Genomic DNA, 24776 nt, shown 5'->3' on the forward strand with positions numbered 1-24776 from the left:
TCTCGCCGTCGGGCAAGGTCACCCGAGCACCAATGGCCCTGTTCTTGTGGCGCGCCGCCGGAGAACCCGCACCTATGGGAGCCCACGGGTTCACCGACATCCCACCCAACAGCTACTACGAGACCGCGGTCACCTGGCTCATCGAACAACACATCACCTCCGGCACCAGCCCAGGCAAATACTCACCATCAAACCCCGTCACCCGAGCACAAATGGCCACGTTCCTGTGGCGTTCGAATTGCCCGCCTGCACCACCAATTTCGGCGTTGGCCGTTGGCGGTAGCCATTCGTGCGCAATCAAAGAAGATCGCACGGTGTCGTGTTCGGGGCGGAACACTTCCGGCCAACTCGGCAACGGAACCGCCAACCAGAGTCTGTCGCCGACACCAGTCACCGGACTGGCGGACGTCACCACCATCAGCGCTGGGCTCCAAACATCATGTGCAGTGAAATCTGATGGCACCGCAGCTTGCTGGGGCTACAACGCCAGTGGGCAACTCGGCGACGGAACCCTCACCCAGAGGTTGACACCAACACCAGTCGCTGAGCTGACCGACGTCACGGCCATCAGCGCCGGGACCGATCACTCGTGTGCGCTGAGTCAGAGCGGCACCGTCTCCTGCTGGGGAGCAAACGGCAATGGGCAACTCGGCGACAATACCCTGGACGGCATCTCGACGCCGAAACCAGTCCCGGGACTCTCCGATGTCACTGCTATCAGCGTTGGCGACCGCTTTTCGTGTGCGCTGACGTCTGGCGGCACTGTGTTCTGCTGGGGCTACAACGTATTTGGGCAACTCGGTAACGGGACCACCGACCAGAAACTGACCCCAGCACCAGTGTCGGGGCTCTCCGGCGTCACTGCCATCAGCGCCGGGGCGCAACACGCTTGTGCGGTGAAGTCTGACACGACCGCAGTCTGCTGGGGCGACAACAGCGGGAGACTCGGCAATGGCATCATCGATCGGTCGTCGACTCCAACGGCGGTCTCTGGTCTCGACAACGTCAAGACCATCAGCGCCGGAGTCAAACAATCGTGTGCGGTGAAACTCGACGGGACCGCAGTCTGCTGGGGGAGCAACGCTTACGGCCAGGTGGGCGACGGCACCAACGAAGACCGGTTGACCCCCCAACCCGTCTCAGGACTCACACACGCCGACACCATCGGCACCGGTTCTTTTCACTCGTGTGCGCTGAAACAAGATGATACTGCAGTCTGCTGGGGCGCAAACTACAACGGTCAGTTCGGTGACGGCACCAACACTTCTCGATTGACACCAACACCGGTGTTCAACGTCTAGCCCAAGTAGAACCGGGTAACGCCACTGGGGCCAGTCTCACATGGGCGCACCGATTGTTGAGCGCCATGCCTGATGAGCATGGGGGCCTGGGTTTGAGACACGTTGCGTGAGGACGGGGTCGTCCTCACCATCATGTCCACCCTAAGCGAAGGGGCAATCAGGACGAACCGACCGTTCTGGTGGTGAACGTCAATCGGAGGTCAGGCTTCAACACGAACTCGCCCTCCCCGCCGGCCGTCCCGACGGCCACACTCAAGGAATGCTCTTCTTTGCTGTTCGTGCTCGATCCCGAAGCCGCCGCCACCCGCGTCACCGATGGCGTCCAGCCCTGCCCAGCATCGGACTGCTCAGAATTCCTTCAACCCTGGGGCACCGCACGAACCCGACCGGTGCGACTTCTCGGTGGTGGCACCGACTCGGTGACCCCACGACGCGCACGCTGCCGTCAATGCGATCGCACCCACGTGTTCATCCCAGTCCGGGCGTTCCCCAGACGCACCGACAGCATCGAGACCGTCTGGGCGGCCCTCGCCGCCGCCGCTCAGGGGCTGGGACACCGGAAGGTCGCCGAACAGGTCGGGGTGCCCGCCACAACGGTCAGAGGCTGGCTGCGTCGAGCACGGGCCAATAGCGACATCATCGCGAATCGAGCCAGAATCTTCCGGTCCGACCTGGAGCGCTACAAGCCCGATCATCTTCCAAAGTTCGACACGCCGCTGGCGTGCATGGTCCACACGGTCGCCGGTGCAGCATGCGCGTGGAAGCGGCGCTTCGGAACAGCCCCACCGGTGCCCGGCTTGACCGGCACCCTTCAGCAGATCGGGTCGTTCATCACCGGCGGCTGGCTGCTGATCGCGAACGTGCCCCTCTCAAAGCAGTGGTGGAGACCCGGCTGACACCCATCCCGGTCTGCTTCGTCGCGCCCGAGAACCCGCCAACGACAGTTCCGATGAGGACGCACACCCCAAATCCATCCTCACCATGAGTGTCCAGCCCATCCTCATCCAAGCTGGCGGTCAACACCGATCAGTAGCGCCTAGCTCGTTGGTGAACGCAACCCTGGTATGGGCTACTCCTGCAGCGGGGTCTGGTGCTACACGGGGCTTTCTGCCCCGGCGGGGCAGAAGCGTCGAGACTCTACCGAGCGCAGGCACCTGAGGCGTCTGTGGGCCGGTTGAGCGAGCGGCGCTCCCCCAGGCTGCGTTGGCGGGATCGTCTGACCACTCCGTGAACGCCGCCGCGTAGGAGTCGGTGAGCTCCGACGCCCGCAGCAGACGGACTGCACGCTGCACGACAGCGGAACGCGACGCGACTCGGTGGGTCTTGGCATAGTCGTCGAGAAACTCGACACCTAGTTGGCCCGTCAGGTGAAACGGCTGGGCGCATGATTGATGAGCGTTGCGTAGCTCAGGGAGCAAAAGTCGATCGCGGCCGGTTGGAGTACGCATCCGGGGATGTTCGAACGCTGATTGGGCCAGCGCACAACCACCTGGGCGAGAAACGCCCCTCGCGTGGCTTTCGCCCATCATTTTGCTCATCGTTGGAAGCCGAAGGTTGAGAGTTCAAATCTCTCCTGCCCTGCAAATCAGGTCCCTTACGTGGCCTCACTTGGCTTAGTTGACGCTGCGGACTTCGCGTCCGCCTTGCAGGTTGCGGCATCTTGACGGGGCGACCGTTGTGCCCTCGCTGGTCACAGCGGAGCGCTGTAGCGGGGGAGATGGTAATGGCGCCAGGGGCCCACGGCGCGCACTCCGCCAGTCACGAGCAATACGGAACCCGATAGTGCGATGGGCATTCAAGCTCATGTGTCTCCGATCCTCTGAGGCAGGATCCTCGGCACCCACAGTCGAGCGAACGTGATGGTACGACAGCTTGTAGTAGTCTTGGGTGAGCCCTTCCCCCGATCATCTCTGGAGTATCCGTGCCCTTTTCCAAGACTGCTGTTCCCGTACTCGCAAGCGCCGTGCTGCTCTTCGCAGGCTGCTCGGACCAGGATGCGTCCGGCACGGACGGTCAGACATCGGAGTCGTTCGAGTTTGGTCAGCCTGCCAAGTCCCAGGAGTCCGACCGCGTGATTGAGATCGAAGCTAGCGATGACTTCCGCTTCGATCCGGAAGCCGTGGATGTCAAGAAGGGCGAGGTCATCACGTTCACCGTTAACAACGTTGGCGAGGTTCCACATGAATTCACCTTGGGACCCGCGGATGTACAGGACGAACATGCTGAGGAGATGGCGGAGATGGGAGACATGGAGATGGACGGCGACCCCAATGCCATCTCAATCGGTGCGGGCGAGACCAACAGCCTCACTTGGGAATTCACCGAAGCAGGCTCGCTGCTCTTCGGGTGCCACATCCCGGGCCACTATGAGGCAGGCATGGTCGGCGAAGTCGACGTGGCAGCGGACTAACTCATCATCGCTGAGGCACCCGTGGTGGACGTCGGGTTGCTGTTCTCAGTCGAGTCCGCAGATGTGAAGGAGAAACGCCACGAGGTGGTGGAACTGGACGGTTGACCCGGCCACGCTGATGACCAGTCCGGCCATACCGAGTGACACCCAGGCGACCGTGGCTGCGGCGAATCCGGTGGGAGGGGCCATGAGCGCCTCGACGCGCCCCCTCGCTCCCGACCCGTTGATGCCAAGCGCAGCGGGCCCCAAATCAGAGTCCGAGGCCGCAAGCGCCGCACGGGCCACCGCACGTGCGACCAGGCGCCGGTCGCCGACCTCGTTCACGGCGTCCTCGTCTGCCCATCGCTCGGTCGCAAACCGAACCTGGCGGTTGAGCGGCGACAGAAGCGGTACTGCGGCGGCAGCGATATCGGCCACTTGCCGGAAGCGGTGGTGGTGGCGTCGCAGGTGCGAGTGCTCGTGTGCGTACAGCACGCGTCGCTCTGCGCTGTCGAGCGTGTTGAGCATGCCCTCTGAAACGATCACACGACCTGGTCGGCCTGGAACCGCGTAGGCCATCGGCGCACTCGATCGTGCGACGTCATCATGGGTCATCCGCAAGGTCGCTCGCCGGGCGCGAACGCGAGCCCTCACCGATACGGCGCTCGCTGCCAGGGCAGCCCATGCCCCAATACCCAGGGGAGCCGGTACCCGGTCATGGGACGTGAACAACACGTGACACCACCCGATCGCTCCCGCCAGGCGTGGTTGTTCCGCCGCGTAGCCAGCCGCAAGAACGGTGAGGGCCCACAGCACCGCCAGCGCTGCGCCGACCGAGAGCACCGTCAGGGTCCAGGTCGCCCAGTCGGGACGCAAACGTCGCTGCACCCACGCTGCTCCGGACGCTGCGACCACCGCAACAATCATCGGCAGAACAAGACCGAACACCATCAGTCGTCGAGCTCGGACAACATCGCTCGCAGCGCTTCGGTATCGGTCTTGGAGAGCTTGTCCACGAACTGGGTGAGCACTGCCGAGTGGTCGGGGGTTCGCTCCAGTTCACCACCCATGCGCTCAGCGAGGAACTCCGCCTTTGGAAGCGTCGGAGCGTAGGCGTAGGCACGCCCGATCCGCGATCGCGTGACCTGGCCCTTCTTCCACAACCGGGTGAGGATGGTCATCACCGTCGTGTAGGCGAGGTCACCGTCGATGGCCGCCTGCACTTGTGCAGGGGTTAGGGCGTCACTGGATCGCCACAGCTCTTCCAACACGCTCGATTCGAGGGACCCCATCGGGCGCCGTTCCCCCACATTCGCCTCCTCTGCGATCGCCTCAGCCTTACTCAAGACTCCACGCGAGGTAGTTCTCTGCGTGTGCCCAGATCTGCCAAGAGACGTTAACCTATTGCTACGACATGACGTAGTAACCACCGGGATTTTGCTTACCGTCGGCCTTGCCGAGTTCACAAGCTGGGAATCCACCGGTTGATCCAGGTAGACGCGAACCACAAGCAGTACAAGAACGGCGGGAGGGCAACCAGGTACACGATCCACCTTCTTGAGCCCACCCCAAGGCCGATGACGCAGTCCACTAGCCACACGCCGAACGCGGCGCCTGACCAAGCCAGCGCCGGTGGAAAATTCGCCGGCTGCCACCCGAGTTCGTCAAGTGTCTCCTCGGGGCCAGCGGCCGACCGCGACGATGATCCGCTTGGCCGCCGAGTACTTCAGGTGACAGGCGGTCAACGTCAGCCGGTTGTCGCCAAAGTCCTCCAGCACCGACAAGTCAGACGGCGGAACAATCTAGTGGGCGGGCCCCTGCTCATCAGCCGGCACCAGTTCGTCGATGCGACGGAAAGGTGCGCCGTAGGTGACCCGGTGACCGGCGATGGATGCGTTGCCCTTCTGCCCGGGAAACGGCGTTCCCGGGTAGTGGCCGGGTCCCGCCTTCAGATCGTCCTTGTCGGTGCCCTCGATGAACAATTTGCGCATGTCGATGCCAGCCTGATTTTGGCTGGGCTTGAGGTGCATGACCCCGAGGCTTTCGCCTTCGGCGGGTTTGGGTAGCTTCTTCGAGTCGGCCGGATCGATATCACCCAGCGAGTCAGTGATCTCGTCAAGCGTCTGCGGCTCATCATCGGTTTTCGGCTCGGCACCGGCGGAGGTGCTGCCAGAAGTGGCTCCGGGTGTGGTGGTGAGGGTTCGGCTGAGCTCGTCGGTGAGGTCGCCCTGGAGTTGCGATTCCTCCAGTTCGGTTCCCCAGAGCTTGAAGGACACGAACAAAAAGACGATGACTCCAACGGAAACCATCGTTTTGCCCAAGCCGGACAAGCCTGCGTTCCGCAGCTGATGGACTGGGCTAGGTGCCTGGATCCTTGTGTGGGCGCGGAAAAACGGCTCCCAGCGGTATGGCAGCCGTGTACCTAGGCGTTTTGGTGCCCTTGGGCCCGTTTCGGGCCGTGTGGGGGCCGGTTCAGGTGGTGGTAGGTGTGATGCTGGTGTAGGCGGCGGGTTCTTTGAGACCGACCGAGCCCAGGATTTTCTGTTGGGCGGGGGTGGTAGCGGTGCGTCGCTCGATAGTCCCGGCTGTGCCGGTGAACGTGCCGAGGTGCATCTGGTCGAGTTGGTGGCGGATGTTGGTCCACGTGTCGTTGGTGCGGGTCTCGACGATCCGGATGTGGAGCAGGGCGAGCCAGCACAAGATGACGTGGGCTCGGATGCGGTCTTCGAGCCGGTGGTAGACGGGCCGGAGGTCCAGGGTGGATTTCATGTCGCGCCAGCCTCGTTCGACTTCGAGGAGCTGTTTGTAGCCGAGCGCGATGTCCTCGACACTCAGCGACGGATCGGCGGTGCGTAACAGGTATTTCCCGTCAAGCTTCGCTTCGGCCTTGATGGCTGTCTTGTCGACACGCAACAGCCCGGTTTTGGTGGTGCGGAGGTAGCGGCGCACAGCTCCGGGAAGCCCTGTGGCCAGCTTTGTGCGTTCGTCGTGGGTTGCTTGGTCGGTCCCGTCGATCGCTGTTTGGAGGCGTCCAACGAGTTGGGTTCGGATCAGCTCGTCGCGTTCGGCTTGTTCGGGGTTGTGACAGATCACGAACCGGTCACGTGCCGCACCGTCGTCGATGATCACTTCCTTGACCCGCAGATTGCCGCGGATCTCGTGGTAGCGGCCCGGCCGGGCCAACACCAGGGCGGCTTCGGTGTTGCCCCTGATTTTCTCGCCGATGATGTAGTTCCCGCCGGCGCGTTGGAGATAACGGCGGTTCTCAGCAGAGGAGAACCCCCGGTCCGCAACCCAGATGACGTGCCCCAGGCGCCAGTCCGCGAGGTCGTCTTTGACCTCACGGATCAACGCCTGGTCGTTGGTGTTCCCAGCCCAGGACCACACCCGAATCGGGATACCTGTCCTTGTGACGGCCATCCCGATCACGACCTGGGGGAGATCGTCACGGTGGTCCTTCGATTTCCCCCACGTCCGGAACCCGACGGTCGCCCCATCAGCGGGTGTGTCGGCGGAGGGAGTCTCAAAGTAGGTGGAGGTCGTGTCGAAGAACAACAGGTCGACCTCAAGGTTCAACAGATCCGCGGTCGCCCAGTAGACCGACTCGGCGAGTTCGGTTTCGCATTCGAGAAGCCAGTCCATCGCCCGATAACACGCGTCCGAGCCCATGTCGTCGAGCCCGTCAACGTGGGTGCGTTCCCCAACCCACGACGTCGCTGCAAGCTTCGACCCAGGGTCAACAGCCCGGTTCGCGACCAACGCGAACAGGACACGTTCCATCTTCGGGTCCAACCGGCGGCCTTTCAACAGGCGCCGTAGCGTTTTGTTGATGCCGAGCTGGGACCAGACCCCGTCGAGGACATAGTTGGCGCCCATTGGCCGTGACCCCACGAACACCAGCTCGTCGGTCCCCGACATCGCAAGGTTGTCGCCCGCAGGCAGCAACCGTGACAGCGAGTCGATCAGCCGACGAATCGCTTCGAGGTCGACGGTGTCGGCACGACCGAAGCTGTGGATCACCCTGGTGATCGACTGTCCAGCGACCGGGTCCCAGTCGTTGTGGGCCAACTGGAGGTACGCGACCTGGGTGCCATCGGCGCGTTTGCGTTTCACAGTCTTCACATACATGACGCCTAGGACTGTAGCTCACACGCCTGTAGTTTGATGGCCTTATGGCGTCAGGCGTGTACCTAGGCAAATTTTGCCTTGGCGAACCCAAAACCCTTTCGTATCAACGATTCCGGCCGGTCGGACACCTAGAAACCCCGAATAGCTGCGGAACCCCGGACAAGAACCGTGCGAGCATCAGTCAATAACAAGGGTGGGTGACGCACTTGGTATGGCGGCCGAAGGCAGCCGGGAGCTGGGTGTCTTCGTGCATTACGCGGTTGTCGTCAATCACGGGGGACGTTACCGAACCTTGCGATCGCAAGGTCGGTGTCACGACCCATCATTAGCTCCCACTGGTACTCCAGTGCCACGGCTCGCCAGGCAGGTTGCGGAAGCCGTATCTGGCCGCATTGGCCTTCAGCCAGTTGTAGCCCGGGCTGCCGTAGCGAAGTGCCGGGCCGCCAGCCGTGAAGTCGATCGCCAAACCCTTCTCGTGCTGCGACGATCCCGGACGGGCGGTCGGAGGCCTGCACGAGGAGGCTGGAGCCTCATACAGGGCATAGTTGGACGAACCGCAGTTGCTGCGGCGAACACGGATCTGGTCGGACGGGTCGCGGAACCCGCCGCCTCCGAAGTTGATGCCCGAGGCTCGTGCAGCTCCGAGCAGACTGGCGAGGTTGCCGGCGATTGATCGATGCACCCGAATGCCGCCGACGCTGACGATGTTGCCACTTCCGGTGATGCCCACCGGCGCAGCTCCTCCGCCGCCCGATGGAGCCGGAGCCGAGGCCGGAGCTTTGGTCGGAGCCGGAGCTTTGGTCGGAGCCGGAGCTTTGGTCGGAGCCGGAGCTTTGGTCGGGGCTAGAGCAGGACCCGGTTTCGAGGCTTGTGCTTGTGCCTGCGCCCTGGCTTCCGCAGCTGCTTCTGCCTTGGCTTTCTGAGCCACTTCGGCCTCGTGTTCGTCGACCGCGGCCTGCAGGTCTGCCGCCTGCTTGAGTTTGGCCTGTTGAAGCGCGGCGAGCTTGGCTTCGCGTTCCTCCTCAGCCTTCTTCAGCTGCGCAGTCAGTGCCAACTGTTGCTCAACCAACTCCGACGACAGCTTCTCGTCCTGCACGGCCAAGCCTTCTGCCTCAGCGGAGGCCGACGCGATCCGGTTGGCTACGTCTTCCTGGAAGTCGAGCTGCTCGGCCTGCGCCGCCTGAAGCCTTCCCAACCGTGACGACACCTCGCCCCGCCGGTCCTCTTCCCGCTCCGTCGCGGACTTGGCGCTGGACCGAGCCGCACGGAGGTCTTCTTCGGTTGCCCGAAGATCCTCGATCTGGTTCCGATCGTTACCGGTCACCAAGTTGAGGTAGGTGCGGCGGGTCATCAGTTCGGCCGGTCCGGAACTGTTCGACGCGGCGCTCAAACTCTGGCCGGGCATAGTCACGAACGCTTTGGCGGCACGGTTTGCGAGACCGTCACGCAGTTTCCCCAGCTTGATCTCGGCATCGCCAACCCGGTTTTCAGCCTCCTCGGCCTGACGCTGCGAATCCTGCACGCCTTCCTGAGCCTGCAACAGCAGGTCTTGCTGGGAGCCGACGTTCTGGTTGAGGTCGGTGAGGGCAGCGGAGACCTTGGCGTCGTCAGCTTCGAGGACATTGATCTGCGAAGCCTTCGAGGCCCGCCGTGTTCGAACTCGCTCCCGCTCGTTTGCGAGGCGCTTTGCTTCCGATGCGGGATCGGCCCGGTCGGGTGCTGCACCGACCAAGCTGGCGGGAAGCGACACCGAGGCCACGCTGGCGACGAGAGCAACGGCTACCGCCACCCACCCCGATCGCCACCGAGTTTTGACCGTCGGCGAATGCCGCCAAGCGAAGATCGGCTTCACGGGTGGGCTGAGGGAACGCATCACACCTCTTGGGGAAGTGAACGGGAGAGTCGGAGACAACCCCGGGACCTGAGGAGCGGTTAGGGCGCACCGCTGGGACTGCACGCAAGCGCGCGACGGAAATGTCGGTTTAGTTACGGTCTTGTAACGATAGCGCAGCGGGGGGTGGCTTGCAGGATCGGCTGACTCAGTTCTGCCCGGCGAGCCGCTTTCGGGAATCACCGGACACGAACATCAGGCCACGCGCTCCGTCCAGGAGTAGCTTGACTAATACCCTATAGGGGTATAGGGTACCGCATCGACCCCCAAATGCAGGAGCAGATAGCGATGGACACAACCACGTACCAGGTGACCGGAATGAGCTGTGGGCATTGCGAGGGTGCGGTCCGAGTCGAGGTGTCGGAGATCCCCGGTATCACCGATGTGAAGGTCAGCGCAGACACCGGCCACCTCACCGTGACGGCCGACGGGCCCGTCGACGACGCCGTCGTGATCGCTGCTGTCGAGGAGGCCGGGTACGAAGCCGTGCGGCAGCAGACATGAAGGCACCTGCCCGGCTCGGCCTCTACGGGTTGGGTCTCGTGATCGTGTTCATCGTGGCTGGATTCACGGCCAACGCGGTCGTCCCCGAGGAAACCGCACAGAACTGGGTTGATGAAACGGCGCAGGCCAACCAACACGGCGAAGGAAACATGACGGACGCCTCCGGGCAGGGAGGAACGTCATCCGTTGCACTCTCGCTGGGCCTCGGCGTCGCCAACGACGGATACCAGCTCACCGACCTGGTCGCCCCCGCCCAGATCGGTTCGGAAGGTCCGCTGTCACTCGTCATCTCCGGACCCGATGGGCAACCGATGACGGACTTTCAGTCCGAGCACGAGAAGGAGCTGCACCTGATCGTTGTGCGCGCGGATGGGCAGCACTTCCGTCATGTTCACCCCAAGATGAGTGTCGACGGCACCTGGTCGATCCCATGGCAGTGGGATGCGGCCGGAACGTACCGGGTGTTCACCGATTTCGTCCCCGCAGCGACGGGGGTCGACACGACGATTTCGAACTCGGTGCAGGTCGCCGGGGACTACGACCCGGTTCCGACCAAACCGGCCACAGCGACAAAGGTGGATGGCTTTGAGGTCGACGTGAAGGGTGACTTGGTTGCCGGTGAATCGACCAAGCTGACGATGACCGTCCGCCGCGGCGGCCAGCCGGTCACGGACCTGGAACCGTATCTCGGTGCATTTGGGCACTTGGTGGCCTTACGCGAAGGCGACCTGGCTTACCTGCACGGCCACCCCTCCGGGGAGGCTCCGCACGCTGTCGAATCGTCCGGGCCTGAGATCACCTTTGAGGTCAACGCCCCGACCCCGGGCCGATACCTGCTCTACCTGAACTTCCAAGTCGACGGACGGGTGCACACCGCCCCGCTGACGATCGACGCCCGAACTGAAGACGACGAGCAGGACCGCAACGGCAGCGTTGAACCTGGCGATGACCACGGAGGCGATCATGAGTAGTGAGACGGCCACGACCACGGCTGAGAACACCAGCGGCAGCGTGGAGTTACGGATAGGCGGCATGACCTGCGCGTCATGCGCAAACCGAATCGAGAAGAAGCTCAACCAACTCGACGGGATCACCGCCAGCGTCAACTACGCGACCGAGAAGGCCCACGTCACCGGGCCGGACGACCTCGACCCGCAGACCCTGATCGCAGAAGTGGAGAAGACCGGCTACACCGCCGTGCTCCCCTCCCCGCCGCAAAGCTCCAACTCCGAGGCTGAGGTCGAGTCTGCCGAGGACGCCGAACTGCGTTCCCTGCGTCAGCGGCTGATTGGCGCAACGGTTCTGGCGGTGCCCGTGATCGCCATGGCAATGATCCCCGCCTTGCAGTTTGACTACTGGGGCTTTGCCTCGCTCGTGCTGGCCGCACCGGTGGTGCTGTGGGCCGGATGGCCCTTCCACCAGGCGACGTGGATGAACCTGAAGCACGGTGCGGCCACGATGGACACGCTGATCTCCGTGGGCACCCTGTCCGCGATGTCGTGGTCGATCGTCGCCTTGTTCTTCGGCACCGCCGGACAGCCCGGGGTGGTACACCCGTTCGAATTCACGATCTCGCGCAGCGACGGGCTCGGCAACATCTATCTGGAGGTCGCCGCAGGGGTGATCACGTTCATCCTCATGGGTCGCTACTTCGAGAAGCGCTCCAAACGCACTGCCGGCGCAGCCCTTCGGGCCCTGTTGGAACTCGGCGCGAAGGAGGTGGCAATCCTGCGCGACGGCAAAGAACAGCAGGTGCCGATTGAGGAACTCTCTGTCGGGGACGAGTTCATAGTCCGACCCGGAGAGAAGATCGCCACCGACGGCACCGTCACCTCAGGCAACAGCGCGATCGATGCCTCCATGCTTACCGGCGAGTCCGTGCCGGTCGAGGTCGGCGAGGGAGATGCGGTCACCGGCGCCACCGTCAACGCCGGAGGGCGCTTGGTGGTGCGCGCCACCCGGGTCGGCTCGGACACCCAGCTGGCACAGATGGCCCAGTTGGTCGAGGACGCCCAGTCCGGCAAGGCCGAGATCCAGCGCCTCGCCGACCGCGTGTCCGGCGTGTTCGTGCCGATCGCGATCGCGATCGCCGTGGCCACCCTCGGGGCATGGATCGGGGCCGGGTTCCCCCTGTCCGCAGGCTTCACGGCCGCGGTGGCGGTGCTGATCATCGCCTGCCCCTGCGCCCTTGGCCTGGCAACACCGACGGCACTCCTCGTGGGCACCGGACGAGGCGCCCAGATGGGCGTGCTGATCAAGGGGCCAGAGGTGCTGGAATCGACCAAGCGCATCGACACGATCGTGCTCGACAAGACTGGCACCGTGACCACCGGACAAATGACGCTGACCGACGTCATCGTTGGATCCAGCACAGACCGGGCCGAACTGCTCCGTCTGGCTGGAGCGTTGGAGGATGCCTCCGAGCACCCCATCGCCCGGGCCATCGCCGCAGGGGCCACCGCCGAGGTCGGCGACCTGCCCACGCCAGAGTCATTCGAGAACATCGAAGGCAAGGGGGTGCAGGGAGCGGTCGAGGGACGAGCGGTGCTCGCCGGACGCGAGACGCTGCTGGCCGAGTGGTCCCAGCACCTCGACGAGGATCTGCGGATGGCCAAGCAGGCCGCCGAGCAGCAGGGCAAGACCGCGATCTCTGTCGGCTGGGACGGACAGGCCCGGGGTGTTCTGGTGGTCTCCGACCAGGTCAAGCCCACTAGCGCCCAGGCGATCGAGCAGTTCAAGCATCTGGGGCTGACCCCGGTGCTGCTCACTGGTGACAACCAGGCCGTGGCCGAGCAGGTCGCCGCCGAGGTCGGCATCGAGCGGGTCATCGCCGAAGTGCTCCCCAAGGACAAGGTCGACGTCGTCGCCCGGCTCCAGGCCGAGGGCAAGGTCGTGGCGATGGTCGGCGACGGCGTCAACGACGCCCCGGCGCTCGCACAGGCGAACCTTGGCCTGGCGATGGGCACCGGCACCGATGTAGCGATCGAAGCCGCAGACATCACGCTGGTACGCGGCGACCTGCGAGCTGCGTCGGATGCGATCCGCCTCTCCCGCCGCACGCTTCGCACGATCAAAATGAACTTGTTCTGGGCCTTCGGTTATAACGCCGCGGCGATCCCGCTGGCCGCCTTTGGGCTGCTCAACCCGATGCTCGCCGGCGCAGCGATGGCGCTGTCGTCGGTGTTCGTCGTGTCCAACAGCCTCCGGCTGCGGACGTTCAAGACCCGCGCCGAGGATCCCGCACCAGCTCCGGCCAAGCCGGAACCGGCAATCAGAATGGGACCGCAATGATGAGCCACGAACACCCGGACAGCTCGCACACCGACGTGCTCGATCATTCCGACGAGCACGTCAAGACCGCTGACAGCGGCGAACACGGCGAACACGGCGAACACGGCGAACACGGCGAACACGGTCACAGTGATCACGTCGGGCAGTTCCGTCGTCTGTTTTGGATCATGTGTGTCTTCGCAGTCCCGGTGGTGGGGTTCAGCGAGATGTTCGCCGACCTGGTTGGCTATCAGTTGCCCGACGCCGCCTGGGTGTTGTGGGTTTCCCCTTTGCTGGGCACAGTCATGTACCTCTGGGGTGGCTCGCCCTTCCTGACCGGGGGTATCTCGGAGGTCCGCGCTCGCAAGCCGGGGATGATGCTGCTCATCAGCCTGGCGATCAGCGTGGCCTTCATCGCGTCGCTGGGAGCGAGCCTGCAACTGCTCGATTCGGAGTTGGAGTTTTGGTGGGAGCTCGCACTGTTGGTGGTCATCATGTTGCTGGGCCACTGGATCGAGATGCGTTCCTTGGCCCAAACCACCTCGGCCCTGGACTCGCTCGCCGCCCTGCTTCCTGATGAGGCGGAGAAGGTCGATGGAGACGAAGTGATCATCGTCTCACCTGCCGAACTGGCCGTCGGCGACGTGGTGATCGTCCGACCCGGAGCGTCGGTCCCGTCCGACGGCAAGATCGTCGAAGGTTCCGCCAGCATGGACGAATCGATGGTGACCGGCGAGTCCAAGACGGTCCGACGCGACGTGGGCGAGCACGTGGTTGCGGGGACGGTAGCGACCGATTCGGGCCTGCGGGTCGAGGTGACCGCGATCGGCGACGACACCGCATTGGCGGGCATCCAAAAGCTTGTCACCGATGCCCAAGCATCCACCTCCCGTGCCCAGCGCGTCGCAGATACCGCCGCTGCATGGCTGTTCTGGTTCGCCCTGGGCGCCGCCGCGATCACGGCCGTGGTCTGGTCGTTGTTGGGCATGCCGGACGACGCGGTGGTTCGGACCATCACGGTGCTGGTCATCGCCTGCCCACACGCACTGGGTCTGGCGATCCCGCTGGTGGTGTCCATCGCCACCGAACGAGCCGCCCGTGGCGGGGTCCTGGTCAAGGACCGCCTTGCGTTGGAATCCATGCGCACCGTCGATGCGGTCCTCTTCGACAAGACCGGCACGCTGACCAAGGGCGAACCCACCGTCACCGGGATTGAGCCCATCGAGGGACGAACCGCAGACTCGGTCGTCATGCTGGCCGCAGCAGCCGAGGGCGACAGCGAGCACCCCCTCGCCAAAGCCATCGTTGGCGCCTCACAGACCCGTGAGCTGGACCGGCCCGGCGCCACCGACTTTTCTTCCTCCCCGGCGGTCGGGGTCAAGGCAACGGTGAACGGTGTGGTCGTGGAGGTCGGGGGGCCGTACCTGCTCGAGCAGCACGCATTGAACGAACTGCCCATTGCCGATGAATGGCGCACCGAGGGCGCCATCATCCTCCACGTCCTCGCCGACAACACCGTGATCGGAGCGTTGCGCCTGGCCGATGAGGTCCGCCCCGAGTCCTACGACGCTGTCGCTGGCCTGCACGCAGCAGGCTCGCAGGTGGTGATGATCACCGGCGACGCCCAGTCGGTCGCCGACACGGTCGCCGCTGAACTGGGCATCGACCGCGTGTACGCCGGGGTTCGACCCGAGGACAAAGCTGCCAAGGTTGCCGAACTGCAATCCGAGGGCCACAAAGTGGCGATGGTCGGTGACGGTGTCAACGACGCACCAGCCCTCGCCAGGGCCGATGTTGGCATCGCAATCGGTGCCGGTACCGACGTCGCGATCGGATCGGCCGGGGTGATTCTGGCCAGCTCGGACCCGCGCTCGGTGCTCTCGGTCATCGACCTCTCCCGCTCCTCGTACCGCAAAATGAAGCAAAACCTGTGGTGGGCCGCCGGCTACAACCTGATCTCGGTACCGCTGGCCGCTGGAGTGTTGGCGCCGGTCGGGTTTGTGCTCCCCATGAGCGTCGGCGCCATCCTCATGTCGGCATCTACCGTCGTGGTAGCGCTCAACGCCCAGTTGCTGCGCCGACTCGATCTGAGTCCTGCCCAAAGCGCCGCCAAGCTTCTCGACCGTCAATTGGTCGAACAGCCGTAGGCGGCAATCGCACGAATGACCCGCATCTCACCAGACAGGAGCAGTCGAATGGCCAGCAGTACAGAATTGCCGCCAGCAGTGGAGGAGGCACAAGCACCCCGCGGCTACATCAGCGACAAGGACCGTTACCTCGCCCGGCTCAAGCGCATCGAAGGTCAGGCTCGCGGCATCCACCGGATGATCGATGAGGACACCTACTGCATCGACATCCTCACCCAGATCAGCGCCCTGACCTCCGCCCTGCAGAACGTCGCCCTCGGCCTGGTGGACGATCACCTCAAGCACTGCGTCGTCGACGCCGCCACGACCGGCGGGCCCGGGGCCGAGGACAAGCTGACCGAAGCATCGAAAGCGATCGCCCGACTCGTCAAGTCCTGACCCTGTCGATGGCGAAGAGATTGGCGCTATTGATTGTCGTCCGTTTTCTGGGTTACCCGGCGATCTGATGTGATCTGACCGACAGCGGTGATCGTCGTCACGGCCACCAACACGATCATCCCGAGCCGCACCGCCCCGACGCTTTCGATGAACGTGATCACGTTGATCCGCCAGCGTTCCCCCGTGTCGATCACCGCATCGGTCGAGAGGTCGCCGCTGTACACGGCGAGTTCCCATCGGGCGTACCAGATGGCGTAGAAGCCACTGAGGACCATCAGCGCTCCGCCGACGCGCGAGGCGTACTGGGAGAACCGGCGGAGTCGATGCCCCGGTTTGGGTCGGGCCAGGGCGGCCGATGCCGCGATGGCCAGGATGATGGTCCCCATGCCCAGCCCGTATGCGACGAAGGCGAGTAGGCCCCCAGCCAGGGACCGATCGAGCGCAACGGTGGTGATTGCCAGGAACGGTCCGATGGTGCAGGACAATGACGCCAAGGCATACACGATGCCGTAGCTGACCATAGCCATCGCACCACTACCGCTCGCGGCCCTCAGCGTGAAGCTGGGCATGGGCAATCGACGACCGGTCATGACCGTGATGCCTGCCAAGACCAGGACTCCGCCGATCACCATCGTGACCCAGGGCAGTTGCCCACGGATCTGGTCGGCAAGCGAACGCAGGAGGACGCCCAGCACGACGAACACCAACACGAAACCGATCGTCACCGAAACCGCCGACCAGACAGCCCGGCGCAAGCGGCGCTCCAGCGGGCTGTCCACCTCGTCGCCGGCCACGAACGAACCGACATAGGCCGGGAGCAGCGAGAACCCACATGGATTGATCGCGCCAACCATGCCGGCGGTCAGAGCGAGGATCAGGATGGAGGAACTCACGGTGTTGCTCGTTCGGTCGCACGGCGCGCACCGAGCATGAGCAACGCGCCGGTGGCTAGGCCAGCCACAATGGTGATCACGATCGACGTTCGATGCTGGCGAGAAAGCCCACCTCCCACTTTCGGGAGCCAGATCGACCCGATGCTCAGAATGAGGCCGATCAAAGCCACCGCAACCGACACGATCGCGCCCGATGGCCATCCACGCTCGCCCAGCCACCGGACAAGCACGGCAGCCGCGATGGCTGACGCTCCCATCAGGATGCCGACGGGCAGCATGGGCGTGGAGAGCCCATCGGGTGTCAGCACCACCGGAGTCGGCGGCCCGTAGCAACCGTCCCGAAAGAGGCAAGCTGCCTCGTAGCCGCCGTAGGCCACCATGGCGACCGGTGCCAGGGCGGCGACGCGGGCAACTGGATGCACATTGGAACGGCGGGCGGACCAGGCAACCATCAGCGCAGCAGCGGCGACGGCCGGCCAGAACTCGACCCCGCTGCGAATGACGATCATGTCCGAGATACTCCCGATGGCGCGTGGATCATCGAGTGCCAGCGTGCTCAGGCGCCCAACCACCAACCCAACGAACCCGGGGACCAACAGGACGTCGAGCGCGCTCACCGTCGAGTCGAATGTGTCGGGCGGGTGCACTCGCCAGGCGAACGACGATGCAGCCCAAGCAACGATGACGCTCATGAGGAGGCCGTAGTCGATCACTGGAGGGCATTCTCAATCACGGCAGCAAGACGTTGTTCCGAGATTCCACCCGTGACGGTGACCTGCAGACGGCCGTCGGCCCCGAACACGTAGGTGGTCGGATACGCGGTGGCCGCGAGTTCGGCGCGGACCTTGCCGGTGGCGTCGAAGACGTTCGGATAGGTCAATCCGAAGTCGTCGAGAAACTCCTGCGCGGCCTCCGGTGAGTCGTTGGACGCGACGCCGAGGATGACTACCCGATCGTCGTAGGTCTGGGCCGCCCGCTGAAGGAGTGGCATCTCGGTGCGGCATGGCGCGCACCAAGAAGCCCAGATGTTCACGATCACAGGGGTCCCAAGTTGCCCGACCAGCATCCCCTCGAACTCCTGCTCGCTGACCGCCAAGATTTGGCCTTGAGCGGGCAACGGGAGCGGCCGTCCTGAGGCCTCGAAGTCCACCTTCGAGGGTTCGCGGAGGGCCGCGATCCCGACCACAACCGCCAGGGTGATCATGGCAATCGGTGTCATCCATCGTCGGAGCCGCGACCGTGCTGGGCTCGAGGCTGGACGCTCATCCGACAGGTCAGACACCCCCACAAACTACTACAGGTCGTCGTAGCAGCGATCATCCACTCTCGAGGCCGGACGTCACAATTGGCCTTGCGGCACCGCCGTCAGGCGCGTCGACCGGAGAACTACTACAACATGTCGTATACTCGCCCAGGAGTGGGACTGACTCGCAGGAGCACCAATGCCCGACCCTCAAGAGCAAGACTGCACAACCATCCGGAAGCGACCAGAGACGCCGTCCGGCTCGAGTAATGCCGGGCCGGACCTTGAAGCGCTCGCCCGCTATTCGGCGAATAGGTCTGGTCTGGTTATCCGGCCAGGCTGGCATCGCATCGCAGGGTGGCTCGGGATTGGGCTTGGGCTCATCATCATGACGCTCAACGATGCCATGAGACTCGGCGACGACCTGAGGCTGTTGCCCTACGGCCACACGGAGGTGTACCTGCTCCTCGGCATCGCTGTCGCTGGCGCCTCGACTTGGTTTCTCGGGATGTTCGACCGGCAAACGGGCTACCGCTGACCCTGGCGAGCGGCGGTGGGCTCGGCCAGTCGTTCTTGAGTCCATGCCCTCCCGTCGGACCATCCTTCCCAACAGGTGCCAGGGCGACGCTCTCAGAATCTGACGAACAAGAGGAACCATGACGGGTCATGATGAAGGCAACAGCGATCGCCAGGCACCTGATGACGTTCCCGGCTCTCTGACGCTTTCAGGTGCCGTCGCGTTAGGCACCGGCGTGATGATCGGCGCCGGGATCTTTGCTATCACTGGCCAGACAGCACAGCTGGCGGGCGACCTGTTTCCGCTGGCGTTTCTTGCCGCTGCCATGGTCGCTGCCGCGAGCGCCTACACCTACGTGAAACTGTCGAATGCCTTCCCGTCATCGGGCGGGGTCGCGATGTTCCTGCACGAGCAGTACGGACCGGGCACAACGACCGGTGTGTTCGCGATCTTCATGTACGTGTCGATGGTGATCAACGAGAGCTTGGTTGCCCGCACCTTCGGCACCTACGTGCTGCAGATCGTCGATCTTGAACCTGCAGGGTTCTGGGTGCCCACGCTCGCCGTGGGCCTCCTGGCGGTTGCTTTCGTCGTCAACATCGCAGGGAACGCCGCCATGCAGAGTACGCAACGCGTCATGGCGGCGATCAAGATCGTTGGGTTGGGAGCCTTCGCCATTGCGGGACTCTGGTTTGCTGAGGCAGCGAACTTCACGAACGGTTCTGCTGCCCAGGTCGACCCTTCCATCGAGGGGTTCCTTGCAGCGGTCGCGTTGGCCATCCTGGCGTACAAGGGGTTCACGACGATCACCAACAGCGGAGGTGAGATCAAGGACCCTCACCGAAACACGGGCAGAGCAATCGTCATCGCCCTTGCGATCTGCGCCGTCGTCTACCTCGCCATCGCCGCAGCAGTAGCGGGCAATCTCACCGTGCCCGAGATCCTCAAAGCTGAGGACTTCTCACTGGCTGAAGCTGCTCGTCCTGCGTTCGGTCAGGCGGGCGTGTGGTTCACATCTGTCCTGGCCGTGGTGGCGACCGCCTCGGGTGTCATGGCGAGCGTGTTCGCAGCGTCGCGGATGCTCGCCATGTTGACCCGCATGACACAAGTGCCTCACCGTCACTTCGGGATGTCAGGATCGGTCCGCATGCACACCACCGTGTACACCGTCGTCTTCGCTATGGCGCTCGCTGCAGCATTCGACCTTCGCCGCATCGCAGCCCTCGGAGCGATCTACTACCTCCTGATGGACATCGCAATCCACTGGGGTCTCCTCCGCCGCCTCAAGGAGAAAATTGAATTCAACCCTGCGATCGTGATGGCTGCAATCGGACTCGACGTGGTGCTGCTCAGCGCGTTCGTATGGGTCAAAGCATCCACCGACACCCTCGGCATCATCGTCGCCGTCATCGGCATCGTCGTGATCGTCGCTGGCGAGCGATTGTTCATGCGCTCTCACACGAGACCCGATGGCACGATGGCCATGTGAGCTGAACCGCATGGCCGCTGCCAAGGCCGCTGGTGGTCAGGCTCGGGATCTGGGTCAGGGAGCGTTCCGCAACTGCTCCAGGCACCGGCCGGCATGAGTCGTGGGTAGGTGCTGCCGCCCAACCGGCCAGCGTTCGGTGTCGGCAGTTCAACTGGCAGGCCCACTCCGCTGCGCGGGTATTGCCGGCAAAGAGGCGAGCCATCGCTCCCATGGATGCAAGCTCAGCCTCGACGCCGGCAGCGTTCCAGCACACCGGCGCGCCCCAGCCCACGATTCGACGGATCTGGCCGCCTCGCCGGGCAGCCCACCGGAGCGCAAGCGCACAGCCCATCGAGTGCGCACCCACAACCACCGGTCGATCTCCCACACCCAACTCGTCCAACAGGTGGTCGAGGGCGTCGAGGTGACGCTCTGCGCTGAAGTCCCTCAGCGATTCGTCAAGCGAGCGCCCGAACCCGAGAAGGTCGGGAACAATGAGTGTGCCGTCGTTGGCCAGCGGGTCGAACTCGGCCCCAAACGTCGCCTGTGGCAACCAGCCCATGCAACAGCACAAACGTGGTGTCACCAACTCCACCAGTTCGGGCGTACATGCCGTCGATAGTGCGGCCGCCCAGTTGAGGTGTGCTCCACCGGCGCACAACATCCGAGCGTCGGTGCCGCAAGGTCCACCAAAGCGGCCCCAAGGAGATGGGGACGGCTACCGCGACTCGATTCCTGGTGCCGACCGTCCCGCTTGGAGCTGCTGCCCCGCGGCCGTGCCACCACTGGCTAGGAAGCGGGCATCGCAACAGACGCAACACTTGAGGGTCGACACTCCGCACCCTTCAGCTTGCCTATGCCCGGTGACGAGCAGTAGCGACAGTGTGTCGCACAATGCCCCCTTTGCACCTGCCAGGCTGAACCGCATGCCCTGGCCGCCGACCCAACACAAATGCACGATCATGAGCCAACCCTGCGCACGTTACGACATACTGTAGTAACGATGAGTTCTCAGCACGTCAGTTCACCCGCAGAGCCACCACCACCTTCATGGGTCCGCTCATGCCGGTAGCACAAGGGAGGGGCGCCGACGGGCCATCATGGCTCTCGAGACGAGGAATGCCCAAGTGGTTGGGCGCAACCCTGCTTGGCGTTCCGTTCGTCGTAGCGCTCATTGCGTTGGGCTCATGTGGGTCAGACGGCGAGCCTGTGGTTGAACCGTCGTCTGCAGCCGCGAAATCCGGCGAGGCGGTCTACGCCAACTCGTGCGCTGCGTGCCACGGACTCGACCTCGAGGGCACCGACAAGGGCCCCTCCCACCTCTCGGTCGTGTACGAACCCGGGCACCACGGCGACGACGCGTTCCGATCGGCCATCGCCAACGGTGCGCCCCAACACCACTGGAACTTCGGCGATATGCCGCCCGTTGAAGGGCTCTCGGCTGGCCAGGTCGACGATGTCATTGCCTACATCAGAGGCGAGCAGGAGCGGCGCGGCCTCCAAAACTAAGAAGCCATGTATCACGGCTTCGCCGATACACGACCAAACGACCCCAAGATCAACCCCCTTACCCTCCCCCCCCGACCACATGAGATCACTCCACCGAGCAGCAGTCATCCTCGGCCTCCTAGTTGGGGCTGCGCTGATGTTCGCGGCACCAGCGGGCGCACATACCGGGTTTGAATCGTCCGATCCTGCCGACGGCACCTCGCTTGGCGAACCGGTCGGAGAGGTCAACATCACGTTCTCCGGTCCGGCCGAGCCCGCCGGTGATGGCTTCCAGGTGTTGGACGGGTCGGGTGACGTTCGCGCACCCTCCTCGTCGACGAGCGAGCCAATGACAGAAACGACAGCGGCTCCCGCAGACGGCACCACCGAACCGCCCACGCAGGCGGCCGACGAGGGCGAGGTGGCACAGTCCTCTCAGCTGGAGGGGTTCCTTGAATCCGAGGGTCAATCCACCACAGCGACGCAACGGCTGGCCGACTTCGGCCGAATCGTCGGCGTGCTCGGCGTACTCATCGGGCTTGGGGCGTTGGCCTTTGCCGCATGGGTGCTTCGCGGCGAACGGACCGACACTGCTCTCGTATTGAGCTGGGTGCGTCGGGGTGGCATTGCCATCACGTTGGGGGTGTTGATCGAGATCGCAGCCCAGGCCAATCTGGAGGCGGCAGGTGCGTGGGGCGACACGCTGACCGGTTCGAGCCTCGGCGCAGCGCTGACCAGCTCGTTCGGAATCGCCGCCCTCCTCCGGATCGCAGGCGGTGGAGCCTTGCTCATCGGAACCCGCATGATCACCACCCGAGCGCGGGACGGCGAGATGGGCTCCGTCCCAGTCGTCGGCCTGCAACGAGAGCTGGTGTCCGCTGGAACCGATCAGGGTGCGCCACCCGATGCACCTCCAGCGCCGGTAGCGGCTTCGGCCGACCGTGTGTGGCAACCCGTGCCAGGATCGAGTGTTGCGCTGACCGGCGTAGCGCTCATTCTGATGGCGCACGTTTTTGCGGGCCACACGGTGACCGAGGGGTTCCGGCCGCTGACCGGGCTACTCGACATCGTCCACGTCGCAGCCGGGTCGGTCTGGGCCGGTGGCCTCGTGATGCTGATCGCCGTCAGTTGGAATCGCTACCAGGACGACCGAGACCTGCGCACCGAGGAACTCGCCATCCGGTTCTCGTTCGTAGCAGCGGTTGCACTGGCTGCGGTCACCATCGCTGGCGTGGTCGTAGCCGTCATCATCCTCGATTCGGTGTCGGAGTTGTCTTCCACGCCCTGGGGACGGCTGCTCGTAGCCAAAGTGCTGGTGGCAGGCGCCGCGATCTCGGCAGGTGCCTACAACCATCGTTTCCTCGTGTCCGAAATGACCGCCCATCCAGGCGATGAGGGTCTCATCGCCTGCTTCAGGTCTGTTGTGGCCATCGAGCCAGCACTGCTCCTGATCGTGGGGATCGTCACAGCATTCCTGACCGGAGCATCGTCGTCATAGCCGCCATGCTCAGCCCCTCAACGCTGCACCACCATCGCCGACTCAAGAGCGACCGGAATCGGTACCGAAAGCGGATCTGGTCGATCATCCACTATCGGAGGACACCATGAGCCAGGCATCAGCACATGGGTCCAAGCCCAAAAACCGTTCACATCTTGGCGAGATGCGAGCCAGCCTCGGTACCACCGACGCCAACCCTTGGATCACCCGCCTCTCACTCGCGGGCCTGATCACCGCAGCCCTCCTGGCGGTAGTCGGAGGTATGCCGTTCGACCTCCCGATGCCGACCCACGGGATCGGATTGGTGACGCCAACCTGTGGACTGACGCGCGGGTCAATCGCTCTCGTCAGAGGCGACGCAGCGCTGGCCTGGCGCTATAACCCTGTGAGCCTCGCCGTGATTGCCTTCGGCGCCTTTGGCTTGGCGCGGGCGACGGTCGGGATCACCACCAAACGCTGGCTCAACCTGTCGCTTCGCCTCACCACGACAGCATGGATCGTTCTCGGTGTCTTGTTCGTCGCCCTGTGGGTCTACCAGCAGGGCAACGCTGACTTCGTGATGAACGCCCGTGGGTAATCTCGCTCGGGACTGCGATCAGCGTTAGGCCTGCCGTCGGCCGAGGACAGCGCGCCGCTGGACGAGCAACCCGCTGCACCAGCCAGGCCGACGCAACGCTACGGACTCTCCACGACCATTGAGACCCAGCGGCGCCTTCAGAACTATCAGGTCCTGTTCATCTTCGACCCACGTCGCTAAACCCCCACGCCGGTAACCACCAACCACTGTGCCGCCCTACGGTCGTTATGAGGGAGAATAGGTGTTGCCGGGAGAGACACTCCCAGGAGGAAGCATTATGGCAACAGAATCGACTCGTGTTGATGTGAGGTCCCGCCGGTCGTGGCCGGTGGCAGAGAAGGAGAGGATTGTGGCGGCCTATCGGGCTGCTGACACCCCGACCGGGCGGGGTGAGGTGATGCGCCGTGAGGGTGTGTATCAGTCGTTGGTGTGGCGGTGGGGCCAACAGATCGACGCCGGCACGTTGGGCACCAAACGTCCTGGCCCGAAAGCGACGGGGAAGGACAAGGCGAAGATCCGGGTGCGGGAACTCGAAGCGCAGCTGGAGCGGGCCAAGGACCGGAACCGCACCCTCGAGGAGCTGGTGGTGACCCAGGGAAAATGCTTGGCGCTGCACGTCGACGTGAGTGTCCACGGCAGCGCGAACTCCCCGAAGTTCTAGTCACCAACATCGAAGGGTGGGCCGAGAGGGTCGGGGCCGAGTTGGCTGCGAAAGCGTTTGGTGTGGCCCCGAGAACGTGGCGTCACCACGCCCAGAAACAGCGGGGCGAACTGCCCGAGCGCCCATCGAGGGCGACCGGGAAACCCAGACGTCCGCACCCGGCGAAACTCACCGACGAGGAGGAACAGGAGGTGGTCGACACGTTGTGTTCGGAGGAGTTTGTGGATGTTGGTGTCGACGAGGTGTTCGTCACCATTCTCGATGACGGTATCTACTTGTGCTCACCGTCCACGATGCACCGGATCCTGAGGGATCGTGGCCTCAATGGGCAACGCCGCCAAGGGAACCCTGGGGTGCCCCGACACCCCGTACTCGTCGCAGTGTTCGATGATGAACGGATCGCGATACCCAGCTGACCACAAC

Annotated in this window: 24 protein-coding genes; 15 read left to right on the forward strand and 9 right to left on the reverse strand. The window is 64.0% G+C overall.

Features of this window, described 5'->3' with window-relative positions:
* The 3 genes from MPARV_RS0119650 to MPARV_RS21820 all read left to right on the forward strand — a co-directional run.
* On the forward strand, window positions 1-1301 hold a 1301-nt coding region (locus MPARV_RS0119650; protein WP_020379477.1), incomplete at its 5' end, for an RCC1 domain-containing protein.
* A 464-nt stretch (window positions 1302-1765) separates the two neighbouring features.
* On the forward strand, window positions 1766-2197 hold the full coding sequence (locus MPARV_RS23260; RefSeq protein WP_238538860.1) for a helix-turn-helix domain-containing protein: 432 nt from the start codon (window positions 1766-1768) through the stop codon (window positions 2195-2197).
* A 1025-nt stretch (window positions 2198-3222) separates the two neighbouring features.
* On the forward strand, window positions 3223-3711 hold the full coding sequence (locus MPARV_RS21820; protein WP_020379480.1) for a cupredoxin domain-containing protein: 489 nt from the start codon (window positions 3223-3225) through the stop codon (window positions 3709-3711).
* 45 nt (window positions 3712-3756) lie between these two features.
* On the opposite strand, the gene MPARV_RS0119670 is transcribed toward MPARV_RS21820, so the two are convergent.
* The 5 genes from MPARV_RS0119670 to MPARV_RS23265 form a co-directional block, all read right to left on the reverse strand.
* Window positions 3757-4617, reverse strand: coding sequence for a M48 family metalloprotease (locus MPARV_RS0119670; protein ID WP_162143630.1), 861 nt, complete (start codon window positions 4615-4617; stop codon window positions 3757-3759).
* 23 nt (window positions 4618-4640) lie between these two features.
* Window positions 4641-5036 (reverse strand): BlaI/MecI/CopY family transcriptional regulator, encoded by a 396-nt coding sequence (locus MPARV_RS0119675; RefSeq protein WP_012226033.1) that lies wholly within the window; start codon window positions 5034-5036, stop codon window positions 4641-4643.
* A gap of 456 nt (window positions 5037-5492) precedes the next feature.
* Entirely contained in the window at window positions 5493-5999 is a 507-nt protein-coding gene (locus MPARV_RS0119685; protein WP_157789751.1) for a sortase domain-containing protein, read from the reverse strand.
* A 163-nt stretch (window positions 6000-6162) separates the two neighbouring features.
* Window positions 6163-7818, reverse strand: coding sequence for an IS1634 family transposase (locus tag MPARV_RS0119690; protein ID WP_020379483.1), 1656 nt, complete (start codon window positions 7816-7818; stop codon window positions 6163-6165).
* 325 nt (window positions 7819-8143) lie between these two features.
* Complete coding sequence (locus MPARV_RS23265; RefSeq protein ID WP_235045327.1) at window positions 8144-9568, reverse strand: D-alanyl-D-alanine carboxypeptidase family protein; 1425 nt, start codon at window positions 9566-9568, stop codon at window positions 8144-8146.
* Window positions 9569-9997: 429 nt separating this feature from the next.
* Between MPARV_RS23265 and MPARV_RS0119700 the strand changes: the two genes are divergently transcribed.
* From MPARV_RS0119700 to MPARV_RS0119720, 5 genes are read left to right on the forward strand one after another with little or no spacing between them, the layout of a single operon-like run.
* Window positions 9998-10213, forward strand: a complete 216-nt coding sequence (locus tag MPARV_RS0119700; protein WP_031279496.1) for a heavy-metal-associated domain-containing protein — start codon at window positions 9998-10000, stop codon at window positions 10211-10213.
* The gene (locus tag MPARV_RS0119705; RefSeq protein WP_020379486.1) at window positions 10210-11184 is read left to right on the forward strand and encodes a hypothetical protein; all 975 of its coding nucleotides are present in this window, start codon (window positions 10210-10212) and stop codon (window positions 11182-11184) included. Before MPARV_RS0119700 ends, MPARV_RS0119705 begins: the two co-directional genes overlap by 4 nt.
* Window positions 11177-13504, forward strand: a complete 2328-nt coding sequence (locus MPARV_RS0119710) for a heavy metal translocating P-type ATPase (protein ID WP_051012079.1) — start codon at window positions 11177-11179, stop codon at window positions 13502-13504. The genes MPARV_RS0119705 and MPARV_RS0119710 overlap by 8 nt, the downstream gene beginning before the upstream one ends.
* Entirely contained in the window at window positions 13504-15630 is a 2127-nt protein-coding gene (locus MPARV_RS0119715; protein WP_020379488.1) for a heavy metal translocating P-type ATPase, read from the forward strand. Before MPARV_RS0119710 ends, MPARV_RS0119715 begins: the two co-directional genes overlap by 1 nt.
* A 48-nt stretch (window positions 15631-15678) precedes the next feature.
* Window positions 15679-16008, forward strand: a complete 330-nt coding sequence (locus MPARV_RS0119720) for a metal-sensitive transcriptional regulator (RefSeq protein WP_012226026.1) — start codon at window positions 15679-15681, stop codon at window positions 16006-16008.
* A gap of 26 nt (window positions 16009-16034) precedes the next feature.
* Here MPARV_RS0119720 and MPARV_RS0119725 read toward each other — a convergent pair whose 3' ends face one another.
* The 3 genes from MPARV_RS0119725 to MPARV_RS0119735 are packed head-to-tail and all read right to left on the reverse strand — an operon-like array spanning window position 16035 to window position 18120.
* Window positions 16035-16901 carry a cytochrome c biogenesis CcdA family protein gene (locus MPARV_RS0119725; RefSeq protein WP_012226025.1) on the reverse strand — a complete coding sequence of 289 codons (867 nt, stop codon included), beginning with the start codon at window positions 16899-16901 and terminating at the stop codon, window positions 16035-16037.
* Window positions 16898-17593 carry a hypothetical protein gene (locus MPARV_RS25070; protein WP_157789752.1) on the reverse strand — a complete coding sequence of 232 codons (696 nt, stop codon included), beginning with the start codon at window positions 17591-17593 and terminating at the stop codon, window positions 16898-16900. Before MPARV_RS25070 ends, MPARV_RS0119725 begins: the two co-directional genes overlap by 4 nt.
* 17 nt (window positions 17594-17610) lie before the next feature.
* Window positions 17611-18120 carry a TlpA family protein disulfide reductase gene (locus tag MPARV_RS0119735; RefSeq protein ID WP_051012076.1) on the reverse strand — a complete coding sequence of 170 codons (510 nt, stop codon included), beginning with the start codon at window positions 18118-18120 and terminating at the stop codon, window positions 17611-17613.
* A 223-nt stretch (window positions 18121-18343) separates the two neighbouring features.
* Here MPARV_RS0119735 and MPARV_RS0119740 point away from each other — a divergent pair, with 223 nt between their 5' ends.
* Together MPARV_RS0119740 and MPARV_RS0119745 are read left to right on the forward strand one after the other, a co-directional pair.
* Window positions 18344-18682: a hypothetical protein gene (locus tag MPARV_RS0119740; protein ID WP_012226022.1), complete on the forward strand. Its 339-nt coding sequence runs from the start codon at window positions 18344-18346 to the stop codon at window positions 18680-18682.
* A gap of 118 nt (window positions 18683-18800) precedes the next feature.
* A complete protein-coding gene (locus MPARV_RS0119745; RefSeq protein WP_012226021.1) occupies window positions 18801-20150 on the forward strand; it encodes an APC family permease in 1350 nt (449 codons plus the stop codon).
* Here MPARV_RS0119745 and MPARV_RS23270 read toward each other — a convergent pair.
* A complete protein-coding gene (locus MPARV_RS23270) occupies window positions 20107-20691 on the reverse strand; it encodes an alpha/beta fold hydrolase (RefSeq protein WP_012226020.1) in 585 nt (194 codons plus the stop codon). The two genes, MPARV_RS0119745 and MPARV_RS23270, sit on opposite strands and share 44 nt — an antisense overlap.
* A 557-nt stretch (window positions 20692-21248) precedes the next feature.
* Between MPARV_RS23270 and MPARV_RS0119755 the strand changes: the two genes are divergently transcribed.
* From MPARV_RS0119755 to MPARV_RS0119775, 5 genes are all read left to right on the forward strand, one after another.
* A complete protein-coding gene (locus MPARV_RS0119755) occupies window positions 21249-21638 on the forward strand; it encodes a c-type cytochrome (protein WP_012226015.1) in 390 nt (129 codons plus the stop codon).
* A 79-nt stretch (window positions 21639-21717) separates the two neighbouring features.
* A complete protein-coding gene (locus MPARV_RS0119760) occupies window positions 21718-23115 on the forward strand; it encodes a copper resistance CopC/CopD family protein (RefSeq protein WP_012226004.1) in 1398 nt (465 codons plus the stop codon).
* 106 nt (window positions 23116-23221) lie between these two features.
* A complete protein-coding gene (locus MPARV_RS23275) occupies window positions 23222-23692 on the forward strand; it encodes a DUF2752 domain-containing protein (RefSeq protein WP_012226003.1) in 471 nt (156 codons plus the stop codon).
* A gap of 349 nt (window positions 23693-24041) precedes the next feature.
* Window positions 24042-24353: a hypothetical protein gene (locus MPARV_RS23280; RefSeq protein WP_012226001.1), complete on the forward strand. Its 312-nt coding sequence runs from the start codon at window positions 24042-24044 to the stop codon at window positions 24351-24353.
* Window positions 24354-24394: 41 nt separating this feature from the next.
* Window positions 24395-24769 carry a helix-turn-helix domain-containing protein gene (locus tag MPARV_RS0119775; RefSeq protein ID WP_020379495.1) on the forward strand — a complete coding sequence of 125 codons (375 nt, stop codon included), beginning with the start codon at window positions 24395-24397 and terminating at the stop codon, window positions 24767-24769.
* The last annotated feature ends 7 nt before the right edge of the window (window positions 24770-24776 follow it).

It is taken from the genome of Candidatus Microthrix parvicella Bio17-1, assembly GCF_000299415.1.
Classification (GTDB): domain Bacteria; phylum Actinomycetota; class Acidimicrobiia; order Acidimicrobiales; family Microtrichaceae; genus Microthrix; species Microthrix parvicella.

Coding starts and splice junctions, on each gene's coding strand:
- MPARV_RS0119735 (WP_051012076.1), bottom strand. CDS start 18,120: ATGACACCGATTGCCATGATCACCCTGGCGGTTGTGGTCGGGATCGCG.
- MPARV_RS0119685 (WP_157789751.1), bottom strand. CDS start 5,999: ATGGTTTCCGTTGGAGTCATCGTCTTTTTGTTCGTGTCCTTCAAGCTC.
- MPARV_RS0119670 (WP_162143630.1), bottom strand. CDS start 4,617: ATGATTGTTGCGGTGGTCGCAGCGTCCGGAGCAGCGTGGGTGCAGCGA.
- MPARV_RS0119760 (WP_012226004.1), top strand. CDS start 21,718: ATGAGATCACTCCACCGAGCAGCAGTCATCCTCGGCCTCCTAGTTGGG.
- MPARV_RS25070 (WP_157789752.1), bottom strand. CDS start 17,593: ATGAGCGTCATCGTTGCTTGGGCTGCATCGTCGTTCGCCTGGCGAGTG.
- MPARV_RS0119690 (WP_020379483.1), bottom strand. CDS start 7,818: ATGTATGTGAAGACTGTGAAACGCAAACGCGCCGATGGCACCCAGGTC.
- MPARV_RS0119700 (WP_031279496.1), top strand. CDS start 9,998: ATGGACACAACCACGTACCAGGTGACCGGAATGAGCTGTGGGCATTGC.
- MPARV_RS23270 (WP_012226020.1), bottom strand. CDS start 20,691: ATGGGCTGGTTGCCACAGGCGACGTTTGGGGCCGAGTTCGACCCGCTG.
- MPARV_RS0119710 (WP_051012079.1), top strand. CDS start 11,177: ATGAGTAGTGAGACGGCCACGACCACGGCTGAGAACACCAGCGGCAGC.
- MPARV_RS23275 (WP_012226003.1), top strand. CDS start 23,222: ATGAGCCAGGCATCAGCACATGGGTCCAAGCCCAAAAACCGTTCACAT.
- MPARV_RS0119705 (WP_020379486.1), top strand. CDS start 10,210: ATGAAGGCACCTGCCCGGCTCGGCCTCTACGGGTTGGGTCTCGTGATC.
- MPARV_RS0119715 (WP_020379488.1), top strand. CDS start 13,504: ATGAGCCACGAACACCCGGACAGCTCGCACACCGACGTGCTCGATCAT.
- MPARV_RS0119740 (WP_012226022.1), top strand. CDS start 18,344: ATGCCCGACCCTCAAGAGCAAGACTGCACAACCATCCGGAAGCGACCA.
- MPARV_RS0119745 (WP_012226021.1), top strand. CDS start 18,801: ATGACGGGTCATGATGAAGGCAACAGCGATCGCCAGGCACCTGATGAC.
- MPARV_RS0119720 (WP_012226026.1), top strand. CDS start 15,679: ATGGCCAGCAGTACAGAATTGCCGCCAGCAGTGGAGGAGGCACAAGCA.
- MPARV_RS0119755 (WP_012226015.1), top strand. CDS start 21,249: ATGCCCAAGTGGTTGGGCGCAACCCTGCTTGGCGTTCCGTTCGTCGTA.